At 57.6% G+C, this 13,089-nt stretch carries 14 protein-coding genes; 13 read left to right on the top strand and 1 reads right to left on the bottom strand.

Annotated features, from left to right (window positions below; genetic code table 11):
• The first annotated feature begins 172 nt into the window (after positions 1-172).
• Complete coding sequence (locus M0974_RS07690; RefSeq protein WP_297834868.1) at positions 173-1,366, top strand: amino acid aminotransferase; 1,194 nt, start codon at positions 173-175, stop codon at positions 1,364-1,366.
• A gap of 78 nt (positions 1,367-1,444) precedes the next feature.
• Here M0974_RS07690 and M0974_RS07685 read toward each other — a convergent pair whose 3' ends face one another.
• Positions 1,445-2,407 carry a 2-oxoglutarate and iron-dependent oxygenase domain-containing protein gene (locus M0974_RS07685; protein ID WP_297834865.1) on the bottom strand — a complete coding sequence of 321 codons (963 nt, stop codon included), beginning with the start codon at positions 2,405-2,407 and terminating at the stop codon, positions 1,445-1,447.
• A 411-nt stretch (positions 2,408-2,818) separates the two neighbouring features.
• Here M0974_RS07685 and hutH point away from each other — a divergent pair, with 411 nt between their 5' ends.
• The 12 genes from hutH to M0974_RS07625 form a co-directional block, all read left to right on the top strand.
• Entirely contained in the window at positions 2,819-4,348 is a 1,530-nt protein-coding gene (gene hutH / locus M0974_RS07680) for a histidine ammonia-lyase (protein ID WP_297834862.1), read from the top strand.
• A gap of 6 nt (positions 4,349-4,354) precedes the next feature.
• Complete coding sequence (locus M0974_RS07675; protein WP_297834859.1) at positions 4,355-5,560, top strand: alpha-hydroxy acid oxidase; 1,206 nt, start codon at positions 4,355-4,357, stop codon at positions 5,558-5,560.
• The gene (locus M0974_RS07670; RefSeq protein WP_297834856.1) at positions 5,557-6,933 is read left to right on the top strand and encodes an FAD-binding oxidoreductase; all 1,377 of its coding nucleotides are present in this window, start codon (positions 5,557-5,559) and stop codon (positions 6,931-6,933) included. The genes M0974_RS07675 and M0974_RS07670 overlap by 4 nt, the downstream gene beginning before the upstream one ends.
• A 132-nt stretch (positions 6,934-7,065) precedes the next feature.
• Positions 7,066-7,902 carry a transporter substrate-binding domain-containing protein gene (locus M0974_RS07665; protein ID WP_297834853.1) on the top strand — a complete coding sequence of 279 codons (837 nt, stop codon included), beginning with the start codon at positions 7,066-7,068 and terminating at the stop codon, positions 7,900-7,902.
• A 73-nt stretch (positions 7,903-7,975) separates the two neighbouring features.
• A complete protein-coding gene (locus M0974_RS07660; protein ID WP_297834850.1) occupies positions 7,976-8,635 on the top strand; it encodes an amino acid ABC transporter permease in 660 nt (219 codons plus the stop codon).
• Complete coding sequence (locus M0974_RS07655) at positions 8,632-9,303, top strand: amino acid ABC transporter permease (protein ID WP_297834846.1); 672 nt, start codon at positions 8,632-8,634, stop codon at positions 9,301-9,303. Before M0974_RS07660 ends, M0974_RS07655 begins: the two co-directional genes overlap by 4 nt.
• 86 nt (positions 9,304-9,389) lie before the next feature.
• The gene (locus M0974_RS07650) at positions 9,390-10,190 is read left to right on the top strand and encodes an amino acid ABC transporter ATP-binding protein (protein WP_297834910.1); all 801 of its coding nucleotides are present in this window, start codon (positions 9,390-9,392) and stop codon (positions 10,188-10,190) included.
• A complete protein-coding gene (gene hisC, locus M0974_RS07645) occupies positions 10,187-11,347 on the top strand; it encodes a histidinol-phosphate transaminase (RefSeq protein ID WP_297834843.1) in 1,161 nt (386 codons plus the stop codon). The genes M0974_RS07650 and hisC overlap by 4 nt, the downstream gene beginning before the upstream one ends.
• Positions 11,347-11,517: a GntR family transcriptional regulator gene (locus M0974_RS07640; protein WP_297834840.1), complete on the top strand. Its 171-nt coding sequence runs from the start codon at positions 11,347-11,349 to the stop codon at positions 11,515-11,517. Before hisC ends, M0974_RS07640 begins: the two co-directional genes overlap by 1 nt.
• Positions 11,501-12,082 (top strand): UTRA domain-containing protein, encoded by a 582-nt coding sequence (locus tag M0974_RS07635; RefSeq protein ID WP_297834836.1) that lies wholly within the window; start codon positions 11,501-11,503, stop codon positions 12,080-12,082. The genes M0974_RS07640 and M0974_RS07635 overlap by 17 nt, the downstream gene beginning before the upstream one ends.
• A 107-nt stretch (positions 12,083-12,189) precedes the next feature.
• The gene (locus M0974_RS07630) at positions 12,190-12,495 is read left to right on the top strand and encodes a hypothetical protein (protein WP_297834833.1); all 306 of its coding nucleotides are present in this window, start codon (positions 12,190-12,192) and stop codon (positions 12,493-12,495) included.
• A gap of 179 nt (positions 12,496-12,674) precedes the next feature.
• Positions 12,675-13,089: hypothetical protein (locus M0974_RS07625; protein ID WP_297834830.1), on the top strand; the 415-nt coding region annotated here is incomplete at its 3' end.

Raw genomic sequence — 13,089 nt, 5'->3', positions numbered from 1 at the left:
GTCATTTTATCGGCGGTGCAAAAATAAACTGAAAAAGCCGCAAAAAACGCCCTTCCGCCTGTCGCCGCGCACAACGATGGCCTCTATACTAGCTCCCCGTTTGTGCACCGCTCTAGTGCAATCGGCCGGAGCGTTGTACCCCCTTCACTCCTCCATCAGAGCCGTCGCAAAAATGAGCCTGTTCTCCGCTGTCGAAATGGCACCCCGTGATCCGATCCTGGGCCTCAACGAAGCATTCAATGCCGACACACGAACGCATAAGGTAAACCTTGGAGTGGGCGTGTATTGCAACGAAGAGGGGCGAATTCCACTCCTGCGTGCCGTTGCCGAAGCTGAAGCCATTCGCGTAGCTCAACACGCCGCTCGCGGTTACTTGCCCATCGACGGCATTGCCGCTTACGACCTCGCGGTACAAAAACTGTTGTTCGGCGCTGAATCACCCCTGCTGGCTTCCGGCCGGGTCCTGACTGTACAGGCCGTTGGCGGTACGGGTGCATTGAAAATCGGTGCAGACTTCCTGAAGCAGCTCAAACCCGACGCAGTGGTAGCTATCAGCGATCCAAGCTGGGAAAACCACCGTGCACTGTTTGAAACCGCCGGTTTTCCCGTACAAAACTACCGCTACTATGATGCGACCAGCCATGACGTAGACCGTTCAGGGATGCTGGAAGATTTGCAGAACCTGCCGTCCGGCTCGATCGTAGTGCTGCATGCTTGCTGCCATAACCCGACGGGCGTTGATTTGGCGCCAGAGGATTGGAAAAAAGTCCTCGAAGTGCTCAAAGCCAAGAACCACGTGCCGTTTCTGGACATGGCGTATCAAGGCTTCGGCGATGGCATTGATGAAGACGCGGCGGCCGTTCGCCTGTTCGCTGAGTCTGGCCTGACGTTCTTTGCTTCCAGCTCGTTCTCGAAATCGTTTTCCTTGTATGGCGAACGCGTGGGCGCGCTGTCCATCGTGACTGACTCGAAGGAGGAGACTGCCCGCGTGCTGTCTCAGGTCAAACGCGTCATCCGCACTAACTACTCCAACCCTCCGACCCACGGCGCGATCATTGTTGCTGCGGTGTTAAACAGCCCTGAGCTGCGCGCGGTATGGGAACAGGAACTGGGTGAAATGCGCCTGCGGATTCGTGGCATGCGTCAGGCCATGGTCGATGGACTGGCGGCATTGACTGACCGCGACTTCAGCTTCGTCGGTCGCCAACGCGGGATGTTTTCTTACTCTGGACTGACCAGCGAAGAAGTTGGCCGCCTGCGGACCGAGTTCGGTATCTACGCGCTGGACACGGGGCGTATCTGTGTAGCAGCGCTGAACCAGCACAACATCGGTGCCGTGACCAAGGCCATTGTTCAGGTGATATGAAGTTGGCGGCGCGGTGTGTCTGAAACACCGCGCCGCGCCCTTCCCGAATGAATTCGGTCCCACAGATTGAACTGCACTTCAAACCTTCTTCCGATACGCCATTGAGTCATCTATTCGCTTGAGTATGTAATCCCCGGCTGCGACTGGGGGATACAGGCTGCTGGCGGCACCAATTCCTAAATCGCACGGGTCGACCACAGCGCTGTAGGTCGGGTCATAAAAGGTCGCGATGGAATAACGTTCGTGACCCGATTTATTGATCACCCGGTGCAAGGTCGAACGGAAGCGGTTGTTCGACCAGTGCGCCAACAAGTCACCGACGTTGACCACTAGGCTGCCAGGAATCGGCGTGGCGTCGATCCAGCTGTTGCTGCTCAATTCGCGTACCTGCAAGCCACCGCTGTTGTCCTGATAGAGCAAGGTGATGCAGCCGTAATCGGTGTGTGGCGCAACGCCGAACTGGTCGGTTTCAGCGAGGGGCGGATGGGGCGGGTAATAGACCATCTGCGTGCGTTGCAGGGGCTTGTCATATTTGCCGCTGAAAAAATCGCTTTCGATACCTAGCCCAGTGGCCACTGCCACCAGCAGATCCGCGCCGGCTTTGCCGATTTCAGCGTAGTACTCCGCCAGCGCTGTCTCCAACTCCGGCATGAATGCCGGCCATTGGTTAGGGCCGCGCAATGCTTCCCCTGCCATTACGCTCGGATCATCTTCAGGCAATTCCAGGCCAATGCTGAAAAACTCCTTAAGGTCCGGCTTGGTGGCTTCGTACATCAGCGCCCCGCCCAACGCGTGCCAGCCACGGTGGCGTTTATTCACCGCCACTTGGCGCTTGGTCTCAGCAGGATACGCAAAAAACGTCTTGGCCGCGGCCATGGCACGGTCGATCACGGCTTGCGAGACGCCATGATTAATGATGTAGAAAAAGCCGATGTCACTGCAGGCCTGACGGATCGCATCGCCGGCGCGGCGGATACTGGCTTGATCGCCCTCGCGAACACCGGACATGTCGATCAATGGAAGGTTGGTGCTCGAAGTCATGCTCGCTCCTTTTATTCAAACGTGAAGCTGTTTATTGATGAGGTTCAGTAGAAATACGATGAACCGGTATATACAGGCATAAGCATTTACTGTGCCGTCCGCTGTATAGCTCACTGCAAAGCTGCGTAGCAAAGCCCATCACCTGTTTATGACCCTCGATTGGCTGGAGAACTCCCAATGGTTGCAAGGTTTCCGTTCGCCCCAGCACTGTGCAGAGCGACCTCAATAGGTGCAACTTTCGGAAACAACGGCTGCTGTTTGCGTAGAGCAGTTTCATCACAGATCCAGCGAAAAACCGGGCAGGAACGCAGATTGTGGGTGTTCGGCAACACATTGGCCTGTATCTTGCCTTACCTGTATATACAGGCCTATATAGCCTCTACTCCCGACATCGAATTCAGGACAGCCCCCATGCAACCGACACTGCTGCTTACGCCCGGCCAATTGACCCTCGAACAACTGCGCGCTGTCTATCAGCAGCACATCCCGTTCGAACTTGACCCTGCAGCGCGTGAGGCAGTGGACGCCAGCACCCGCACGGTCAACGAAATCATCGCCAACCAGCGCACGGTGTACGGCATCAACACCGGTTTTGGTCTGTTGGCGCGTACGTCTATTCCTACTGAATCGCTGGCAAAACTTCAACGCAACCTGTTGCTGTCGCACTGCACCGGCACCGGCCCGTTGCTGGATGACGCCAGCGTGGCCTTGATCATGGCGCTCAAGGTCGGTTCGCTGGCGCGGGGTTTCTCGGGCATTCGCTGGGAAGTGATTCAGGCGTTGAGCGCGCTGTATGCGGCCAAAGTCTTTCCGTGCATTCCGTCCCAGGGTTCGGTGGGTGCTTCTGGCGATCTGGCGCCATTGGCACACATGTCGGCGGTATTGATCGGAATTGGCCGGGTTCGTCATGAAGGCCGGGAAATGGACGCGGTCGAAGGTTTGGCGCTGGCCGGCCTGGAACCGATGGTACTTGGGCCTAAAGAAGGTCTGGCTTTGATTAACGGCACTCAGGTGTCGACAGCCCTCGCCTTGCGCGGTTTGTTCGCGGCCGAAAAACTGTTCAGCGCCGCCGTGGTCGCGGGCAGCCTCAGCGTTGAAGCGCTTAAAGGTTCGGACGTGCCGTTCGACGCGCGGATTCAAGCGGTGCGTGGTCAGCCGGGACAAATTGATGTGGCAGTGTTCTACCGCGAACTGCTGGCCAAGAGTGAAATCCGTGAATCACACCTCAATTGCGACCGTGTGCAAGACCCGTATTCGCTGCGTTGCCAACCACAAGTGATGGGCGCGTGCCTGGACCATATGCGTTTCGCCGCCGGTGTTTTCCTGCGTGAAGCCAATGCGGTGTCCGACAACCCTTTGGTGTTCAGCGCTGACGGCGACGTGCTGTCTGGCGGTAACTTCCACGCCGAACCGGTGGCCATGGCTTCCGACGTATTGGCGCTGGCAATTTCTGAAATCGGCGCATTGTCTGAACGGCGAAGTGCGCAACTGGTGGACCCGGCACTCTCCGGCCTGCCAGCGTTCCTGGTGCGTGAAGGCGGTTTGAACTCCGGCTTCATGATCGCCCAGGTCACCGCCGCAGCCCTTGCTTCCGAAAACAAAACCCTCGCCCACCCAGCCTCTGTCGACAGCTTGCCTACGTCGGCTAACCAGGAAGACCATGTGTCGATGGCAACCTTCGCAGCCCGTCGCCTGCTAGACATGGCGGGTAACAGCAGCGCGGTGGTGGCGATCGAAGTTTTAGCGGCGGCTCAAGGCATCGACCTGCACGCGCCATTGAAAACCTCGCAATTGCTCAGCGAAGTGCTGACAATGATCCGCAGCGAAGTCGCCCATTACGATGAGGACCGTTACTTCGCCCCAGACATCGCCGCCGCTCGGGCGTGGGTCGAAGGCGGCGCATTTGGTCGGTGGTTGCCGTTCCAGCGTTTGCACGGTTAAGCGTCCGTGCGCCGCTTTCATTCAGGCAGCGACTTTCGCCGCGCCCACAGCATTACCGAACTGGCAGCGATGGCGCGTCGGCGGCTGCCGAATTTCGCCTGGGAATATTTGGACGGCGGCGCAGAAGAGGAAGTGACTCTAAGGCGTAATCGGCAGGCATTTTCCGAGATTGGCTTGCTGCCGCAGACGTTGGTGCCGTGCCATGAAACGCAGACCCAGCGTACTGTTTTTGGCGCATCGTTACCGCTGCCGATGGTCATCGGACCGACCGGCTACAACGGTATGCTCTATCGCGATGCAGATATCCAACTGGCACGGGCAGCCACCGCTCGTGGCCTGCCATTTACCTTGAGCACGGTGTCCACCAGTTCGCTGGAACAGGTGGTCGCTGCGGTTGCGGGGGTCAATTTATGGTTTCAGCTGTATTGCTTGCGCGATCCACAGGTACAAACCGATTTGTTGCAACGGGCTGACGCAGTGGGCTGCAAAACACTGCTATTGACCAGCGACGCAGTGCTGCTGGGCAATCGTGAGTGGGACAAACGCAACTTCGTTAAGCCACGGCACTTAAGCCTGCGCAATAAACTTGATGTGCTGTGCCATCCGCGCTGGATCAAGCAAGCAGTCTGGCCACACGGTTTGCCTATTATGGGCAATGTCGAACGCTACCTGCCTTCCGACCAGCGCACGATCGAGGGGGCCGCGCACTTTATCGGGGCACAGATGGACACCGGCCTCGACTGGGATGCGCTGGCACGCTTACGTGATAATTGGCCGCATAAATTGATACTCAAAGGGGTGCTACACCCGGCGGATGCGGAAAAAGCCGTGGCCTTGGGACTCGATGGCCTAGTGATCAGCAATCACGGCGGGCGCCAGTTGGATGGTGCGCCCGCCAGCATCGATTGCTTGCCGGCGATCGCCGCCGTGGCTAAAGGCAAGCTGACGCTACTGCTGGACAGCGGCGTGCGCCGTGGCACTGACATTCTCAAGGCGTGTGCATTGGGCGCCGATGCCGTGCTGCTGGGACGCGCGACTTTATATGGGGTGGCCATGGGTGGTGAAAAAGGCGCCGGGCATGCACTCGATCTGCTGGCGCAAGAATTGCGTCTCGCCCTGTCATTACTGGGCAAGCCAGACTTGAATCAACTGGACAGCCACGACCTGCGCGTTACGTCTAATTTCTCCTTTTTCAATGAGCTGAGCCAATGAGCGATCTTCAACACACTCTCAATCAATTGCGCGCGGCATTGGGTGAAACAGCCGTGCTCACCGGCGCCGCTATCAATCAACGGCATTACAGCGACTGGACTGGCCATGCGCCGGCGTGTCCGGCCGCGTTGCTATTGCCAACCTCGACGCAGCAGGTTGCCGATGCGCTGCGCATTTGTAATGCAGCGGGCCAATCGGTGGTACCGCAAGGTGGGATGACTGGCTTGGCCGGTGGCGCGGTGCCACGGAAAACCGACGTTGCACTGTCCCTGGAGCGCCTGCGCGGTATCGAAGAAATCGACTCCGCCGCTGCCACAGTCAGCGTCTGGGCGGGCACTACATTGCAAGAGATTCAACAGGCTGCGCTGGACGCAGGGTTTCTGTTTCCGCTGGACCTGGGCGCACGAGGCTCGTGTCAAATTGGCGGCAATATCGCCACCAATGCCGGTGGCAATGCGGTGATCCGCTACGGCATGACCCGTGATCTGGTACTCGGCCTTGAAGTGGTGTTGGCCGACGGTCGAGTGCTGAATTTGCTGAACAAGATGATCAAGAACAATTGTGGTTATGACCTGAAACAGTGCTTTATCGGCAGCGAAGGTACGCTGGGTGTCATCACACGCGCCATTTTGAAGCTTGCGCCTTTGCCGGGCGAAACCACGACCCTGCTTTGCGCCCTGCCCGACTATGCCAGCGCCGTCAGCTTGCTCCGTAGACTGCAGCGCAGCGCTGGCACGCCACAAGCCTACGAGCTGATGTGGCAGGACTTCTTCCGCCTCGGGGTGTCGTGGCTGGAAAATCCGACGGCACCGCTGTCGCAGGATTATCCGTTGTACGTGTTGTTCGAGTCCGCTGGGCCGCGAGAGCTGCTGGAGCAAACGCTGGAGGCAGCACTCGAGGCTGGGGAAGTGCTCGACGCGGTGCTGGCCAGTTCGCAGACCCAGGCACGCGCCTTGTGGAAAATCCGCGAAGCCACCGGGGAGTTTCCGCTGCGCATGACCCCGCTTAATTTCGACGTCAGCCTGCCTATCGGCCAAATCGGCGACTTTGCCGAACTGTGTCGTAAGCGGTTAGAACAGCGCTGGCCCGGTAACCACAGCGTGTATTTTGGCCACATCGGTGACAGCAATTTGCACCTGACTGTCGACTGCAATTCGCTGCCGCAACCGGCACCCATTCTCGAGATTGAAGAGCTGGTCTATACCGCTGTCGGCGAAATGGGCGGCTCGGTGTCTGCTGAACATGGCATCGGCCTGCTCAAGCGAGAGTTTCTTCATCATTCGGTGAACGCCCAAGCACGCCAGGCGATGCAGCAGCTCAAGGATTGCTACGACCCACGCGGCATCCTCAACCCGGGGAAAATTCTCGGCTGAAGGTCATCGCTGGTTGTATATACGAGTATGGCACGCTAACTGCAGTCTCTATGTGCCACACATTGAACACCGATCGATAAGAACCCACACAACACACACCAGCGTTCACTGCATCTGATGAGGAGTTACCCAATGCAACTCGATTCTCTTTTCAGTAAGACATTTAGCGGCCTGTGCGCTGCCATGGCTTTGGCCATCGTTCCGCTCGCCGCCCACGCCGACCAATTGGCCGACGTAAAGAAAGCGGGTGAGTTAGTCGTCGGCACCGAACTGCAGTTCGCTCCGTTTGACTTCACTGAGAACGGCAAGCAAAAAGGCATGAACTCCGAGCTGTTCGAACAACTGGGTAAAGAGCTGGGGGTTAAGGTCAAGTTCCTCGACTTGCCATGGCCGAGCGTATTGCCAGGCCTGGAAGCGAAGAAATTCGACATGGTTGCAGGCCCGATCATCGAGACCAAGGCGCGCAAAGAGCGTTACCACTTCGTGATGCCAATCGCTGAAGCGACCGTTGCACTGATGATCAGCGCCCAAGACGACACCATCAAAAAGCCTGAAGATATCTCGGGCAAAACCGTAGGTGCGGGCAAAGGTTCGGCACAGCTCGAAGAACTCAAAGTGTTCGCTGCGACCCTACCGGCAAAAGTCACGATTCGTGAATACGTCGACAACAACCAGGCCTACGCCGACTTGGCGGCAAAGCGTATCGTTGCTGTGGCCAACTCCCTGCCGAACATTTCGTTTGTCGCTGCTGAGAAACCGAACCTCTACAAAGTGGTTCAGCCACCGTTCGGCAAAAAATCCTACTTCGCCTTCCTGGGTCGTAAGGATGCTGACTCTGACAGCCTGATCGCCGCTCTAGACGCCGCCATGCTGAAAATGCATGACGACGGCCGTCTCGCTGCCCTGCAGAAAAAATGGCTGGGCGCCGAAATGGATGTGCCAAAAGCTGATTTCGACCCTTCCTGGTAATTCCGGTTTGCTGGTTGGATGAATGGATCGCCGGCCCGGACGGGTCGGCGGTTATCGATGGTGGAGTAACACGATGTTCGATTGGGCTCTTCTGCTGCAAAACGCTCCATTATTGCTGAGTAGCCTGCTGGTGACGCTTGAAGTTTCCTGCGCGGCATTGGCCATTGGATTTGTGATTGGCGTGATTGTCGGCAGTTGCCGGCTTTCGCCCGTGCCCCTGCTCAAACGTCTGGGCGGTGCTTATATTTTTGTGTTCCGCGGCATTCCGCTGCTGGTGCAATTGCTGTTCATTTATTACTTTCTGCCGCGTATTGGCCTGCCGAACATGTCACCCACTGCGGCGGCAGTGATCGGTCTATCGTTGGCGGCCGGGGCCTACATCGCAGAAATCATGCGCGGTGGTTTTCTCGCAATCCCTTCTGGGCAACTGGAGGCCGCAGGCCTGCTGGGCATGAGTTCGGCGCAGATGCTGGTGCGGATCCAAGTACCGCAAGCCGTGCGCCTGACCCTGCCGGGGCTGGTCAATGAAATGATTTTGCTGGTCAAGGCGTCTTCGCTGGTGTCGGTGGTCGGTCTCGCTGACCTGACCCGAACCGCGCAGAACATTGCCGCCAGCGATTACATGTTTGTTCAGGACTACCTAATGCTCGCTGGCTTCTATTGCTTGATCAACATTCCGCTGGCGCTCTTGGGCAGCTTGCTGGAACGCCATCTGAAGGAGCGAACCGCATGATCTTCGATCCCCGGATCATTACCGACCATCTGAGTGAGATCGGCGACGGCTTCCTGGTCACGCTCGGTACATGGTCGGCCGGCGTGGTGTTAGGCGTCGTACTGGGCATGCTAATCGCGGTTGCTCAGTTGTTCGGCAACAACGTGATCCGCGCGCCGTTGCGGGTGTTTATCGAGATGATTCGAAGTACACCGTTTCTGGTGCAGTTGTTTCTGGTGTACTACGGCGGGCCTTCGTTTGGCCTAAACCTTGACCCAATCCCTGCCGGTATTCTGGGGCTGGGGATTTATGGCAGCGTGTATTTCGCCGAGATTTTCCGCAGCGGTTTCGAGTCGGTGGCTCGCGGGCAATTGGAAGCTGCCGATTGCCTGGGCATCAGCAAAATCCAGTGCATCGTGCGCATCCAGATCCCACAAATGCTGGTCATTATTCTGCCCGCGCTGGTCAACATGGTCAGCGTGCTGTGCAAGGAAACCGCAGTTCTGTCGATCATTACCATTCCTGAACTGACCATGGTCCTGACCGGCATCGGTTCGGAAACGTTCGCCTTCGTCGAGACCTTGCTGGTGCTGTGCATCGGTTATCTGGTGCTGGTGGAAATGTGCTCGCGGCTGGGCATGTTTCTCGAAGTGCGAGTGGGTCGCTTCATGCAGAAGCAACCGCGATGAATACTCTCTTGCATCCCATAGCAGGCAATAAACAATCAGGTGAAGCAATGAAAACTTCCGAAGCACTCTCTGGCAACGTCGAGCCAATGCTGAAATTGCGCGGTGTTGGCAAAAGCTTCGGCACGTTGCGTGTACTCAAAGGTATTGATTTGCAGGTCCGCCACTCTGAAGTGGTGTGCCTGATCGGGCCGTCAGGCTCGGGCAAAAGTACCTTGCTAAGAAGCATGGCATTTCTTGAAGAATACGACGAAGGCGAGATTCACATTGAAGGGCTGCTGCTCGGCTGGGTGCCGGACAACGGCAAGGGCCGCAAGCGTGCAGCACAGTCACAGATCAACCAGGCGCGGCGTAACGTTGGCATGGTTTTTCAACAGTTCAACCTGTGGCCACACATGACGGCCATGGGCAACGTCTGCGAAGCATTGTTGCGGGTGCGTAAGCTGTCGGGCGATGAAGCACGCAAACGCGCAATGGCGATGCTCGACAAAGTCGGCTTGGCGCACAAAGGTGAAGCCTATCCGGCGCAGCTTTCCGGTGGTCAACAGCAGCGCGTGGCGATTGCCCGAGCGCTGGCCATGGAACCGCACATTATGCTGTTCGATGAGCCTACATCTGCCCTCGACCCCGAACTGGTGGGCGAGGTGCTGCAAGTCATGAAGACCTTGGCCAAAGAAGGCATGACTATGGTCGTGGTCACCCACGAAATGGGCTTCGCGGCGCAAGTAGCAGACTCGGTGGTGTTCCTTGATCAAGGCGAAGTGGTCGCGCGCGGCACGCCACACGAAATATTTCATAACGCTCAACACCCACGTTTACAGCAGTTTTTACAGAACTACCTGGACCGCAATGCATTTTGGCAGGACAACAAAGAGGTTAGCCCGGTATGAACCCTTGCGACTTGAACCTGCTGGCCCGCGCTGAAGTGCGCGAACTTGCCAGCTACAACGCGGGCCTCAGCTCGGACGCCGTGCGCAAGCGTTTCGGCTTGAACCGAATTGCCAAACTCGGCAGCAACGAAAACCCCCTGGGCCCTGCCCCCGCGGTTGCTGTCGCCATGGCCAAGGCGTGCTCGGAAATCGCCCTGTACCCGGACGCCAGCTGCCAGGAGTTGCGCGATGCACTTGCCCGGAAACTGGGTGTGCCAGGCGAGCACTTGGTGTTCGGCAATGGTTCGGAAGACTTGTTGAGCATCATCAGCCGGGTATTTCTCGACCATGACGATGAAGTCGTCACCGTGGTGCCGTCCTTCGGCCTGCATTTTATTTACCCGCTGGCCACTGGCGCCCACGTGGTTGGCGTGCCGATGACCGCTAGCGGTGCCTTCGACGTCGCAGCGATGATCGCAGCCATCACGCCGCGCACTCGGCTATTAATGTTTTCGTGCCCATCTAACCCAGTGGGTTGCACCCTTAATGCCGACGAGTTGCAACAGTTACTGGACGTGTTGCCGGCGCACTGTTTGCTGGTATTCGACGAGGCGTATTACGAGTACGCGCAACATGAAATCGATTACCCGGATTGTCTGGGCTTGATCCAAGCGAGCAGCAAACCGTTCGTCTTGCTGCGGACTTTTTCCAAGGCCTATTCCTTGGCCGGCCTGCGCATTGGCTACGGCATTGTCAGTGACCCGACGCTGGCGGATTTGATCGACCGCTTGCGTACGCCGTTCAACGTCAATCGCGTGGCCCAGGCAGCGGCCGTGGCTGCATTGGCCGATGACGCGCATTTGCAGGCGACCCTTGAGCATGTGGCCGGTGAACGTCAGCGCATGGCATCTGAGTTGAGGGTGCTGGGCGTTGATTGCGTACCGTCCATGGCGAATTTCTTGTTTTTTAAAACGGCATACAACGCAGAAACGGTGAATCAATCACTGCTGCGCCAAGGCGTGATTCTCAAGCCGTGGCGTGAACCGGGTTATACCGACTACTTGCGGGTTTCCGTGGGCAGTCACCAGGACAATGATTTGTTCCTAGCGGCCTTGGCGAACTCCCTTGCCTCCCTCGCTGAACACTCTCTAGATGACCAACAGACGCGGAGCGCCTGATGATTAAAACTGCACCGCAAGCCCTGTACCGGCGGGCGAAGGACTTTGTGCAAAGCAAACTTCGCACCGGCGAATGGACTCCAGGCGATTTGATCCCGTCGGAAAACCGCTTGGTCCAAGAGCTGGGTATGTCGCGCATGACAGTTAATCGCGTTGCGCGAACTCACTGAAGAAGGTCATTTGGTCCGCGTGTCGGGCGTGGGTACGTTCGTTGCGGAGAGTAAGCCGCAATCGAACTTGCTGCGCATCACCGCCATCGCTGATGAGATTACGGCCCGAGGCCACCGTTATTCTTGCCAAGTGTTGCACCTCGGTCGGGAAGCTGCATCAATGGCAATCGCGGCGGCCCTCGCCTTGCCCACCGGCACATCGGTGTTTCATCTGCTATGCGTGCATTGCGAAGAAGGTGTGCCGGTGCAGTTGGAAGACCGTTACGTCAACCCTGAGCTGGTGCCCGAGTTTTTGCAGCAATCGTTTGGCGAGCAACTGCAACCCGCTAAATACCTGTTGAACGTGATTCGCCCCGACGAAATGGAACATATCGTTGAGGCTAGCCACCCCAGCAGCGACGAAAGCAAGCACATGCAAATCGACGCCAACGAGCCATGCCTGGTACTGATGCGCCGAACCTGGAGCGCGGGCAAAATTGTCACCTACGTGCGCCTTGTTCACCCCTCCTCACGCTACCGACTGGGCAGCCGCCTACCGGTCAACGGCGCCCACCGCGACAGCTAAGGCCTGCAGCCCAACGGACGACCGGTCGGCACATTGATCGAACGTCCGCGATTGCGTGTCCTCAGATTTAGGTCACTCCTGAGAAACGGACCTGATAAGAGGTGAACATGGCTACTAACGACAACCTTCACAACCCCAGATCTCCGGCGCCTTCCCGGGCTGGCGAGCGCAATGATCCGGCCATCGACCCGATCACACCCGATCACGATCCAGGCGACGGCCCCCAGTTCGACGAAGACGTGCCACTGGCTGCGGACAAGGACGATTTAGAGCTGGAAAAACTACATACGGCCGCGGAAAACCCATTCTCCCCGGAAGCAGACTCCGTGAAGGACACCGAGGAGGAGCGTGCACGCCAGCGGCGTGAGCAAGGTATCAAAACCGATGCCGATATTGAGACTGATGGCGGTTAATGGAAGACGCCTGACGCGAGCAATCGATGCCCGCGTATTGAGCCATCAAGCACACCCCACCCAAACGAAGACAAATCTATCCGCCTGGATTGAAATTTCTGGGATTGCTACTAACTTGATTGGTGCGTCGCCGTGGAGAACGGCCGCGCGCCCTAACCGGCCCGTCTAGTTGTCGCATCTTGACTGCTCAACAGTTGAGGTTGAAAGCCGAACATTATGAGTTTCGCCTGGAGCGAACACTGATGCTGGCTCTCGACTACGATCCCTCGCAAACCGCCCTCTATCATCCCGAAGCCCTGCCCTCATTACTCGGTTCCCAACCTGCGCGCGACGATCTGACCTTGGCTGTAGAAGCCGCGAGATTGGCGTACCTGCGGTTCGAGGACGTCCACACCGGCCGCCCTGCGCTGGCGACCCTCCTGTCGGTGCAGGGTTTTGGACAGCCGGTCATTTTCCGCGACCCAGCCACCGACAGTGAAGGCTTTGGGGCGCTGCGCAAGGACGGCAGTGCATTAATTGCGTTACGGGGTACGCAAATTGACCATATAAACGCGGTGCTTTCCGAGTCGCAGGTGGTCCGTATGGCGTGGCCGT

Origin of the sequence: Pseudomonas sp. (assembly GCF_026224925.1) — a bacterium.
GTDB lineage: Bacteria > Pseudomonadota > Gammaproteobacteria > Pseudomonadales > Pseudomonadaceae > Aquipseudomonas.
Note: the sequence above shows the minus strand (reverse complement) of the source record. Positions and strands in the feature narration are given on the sequence as shown.

Coding starts and splice junctions, on each gene's coding strand:
- M0974_RS07640 (WP_297834840.1), top strand. CDS start 11,347: ATGATTAAAACTGCACCGCAAGCCCTGTACCGGCGGGCGAAGGACTTT.
- M0974_RS07630 (WP_297834833.1), top strand. CDS start 12,190: ATGGCTACTAACGACAACCTTCACAACCCCAGATCTCCGGCGCCTTCC.
- M0974_RS07690 (WP_297834868.1), top strand. CDS start 173: ATGAGCCTGTTCTCCGCTGTCGAAATGGCACCCCGTGATCCGATCCTG.
- M0974_RS07655 (WP_297834846.1), top strand. CDS start 8,632: ATGATCTTCGATCCCCGGATCATTACCGACCATCTGAGTGAGATCGGC.
- hutH (WP_297834862.1), top strand. CDS start 2,819: ATGCAACCGACACTGCTGCTTACGCCCGGCCAATTGACCCTCGAACAA.
- M0974_RS07665 (WP_297834853.1), top strand. CDS start 7,066: ATGCAACTCGATTCTCTTTTCAGTAAGACATTTAGCGGCCTGTGCGCT.
- M0974_RS07650 (WP_297834910.1), top strand. CDS start 9,390: ATGCTGAAATTGCGCGGTGTTGGCAAAAGCTTCGGCACGTTGCGTGTA.
- hisC (WP_297834843.1), top strand. CDS start 10,187: ATGAACCCTTGCGACTTGAACCTGCTGGCCCGCGCTGAAGTGCGCGAA.
- M0974_RS07660 (WP_297834850.1), top strand. CDS start 7,976: ATGTTCGATTGGGCTCTTCTGCTGCAAAACGCTCCATTATTGCTGAGT.
- M0974_RS07685 (WP_297834865.1), bottom strand. CDS start 2,407: ATGACTTCGAGCACCAACCTTCCATTGATCGACATGTCCGGTGTTCGC.
- M0974_RS07670 (WP_297834856.1), top strand. CDS start 5,557: ATGAGCGATCTTCAACACACTCTCAATCAATTGCGCGCGGCATTGGGT.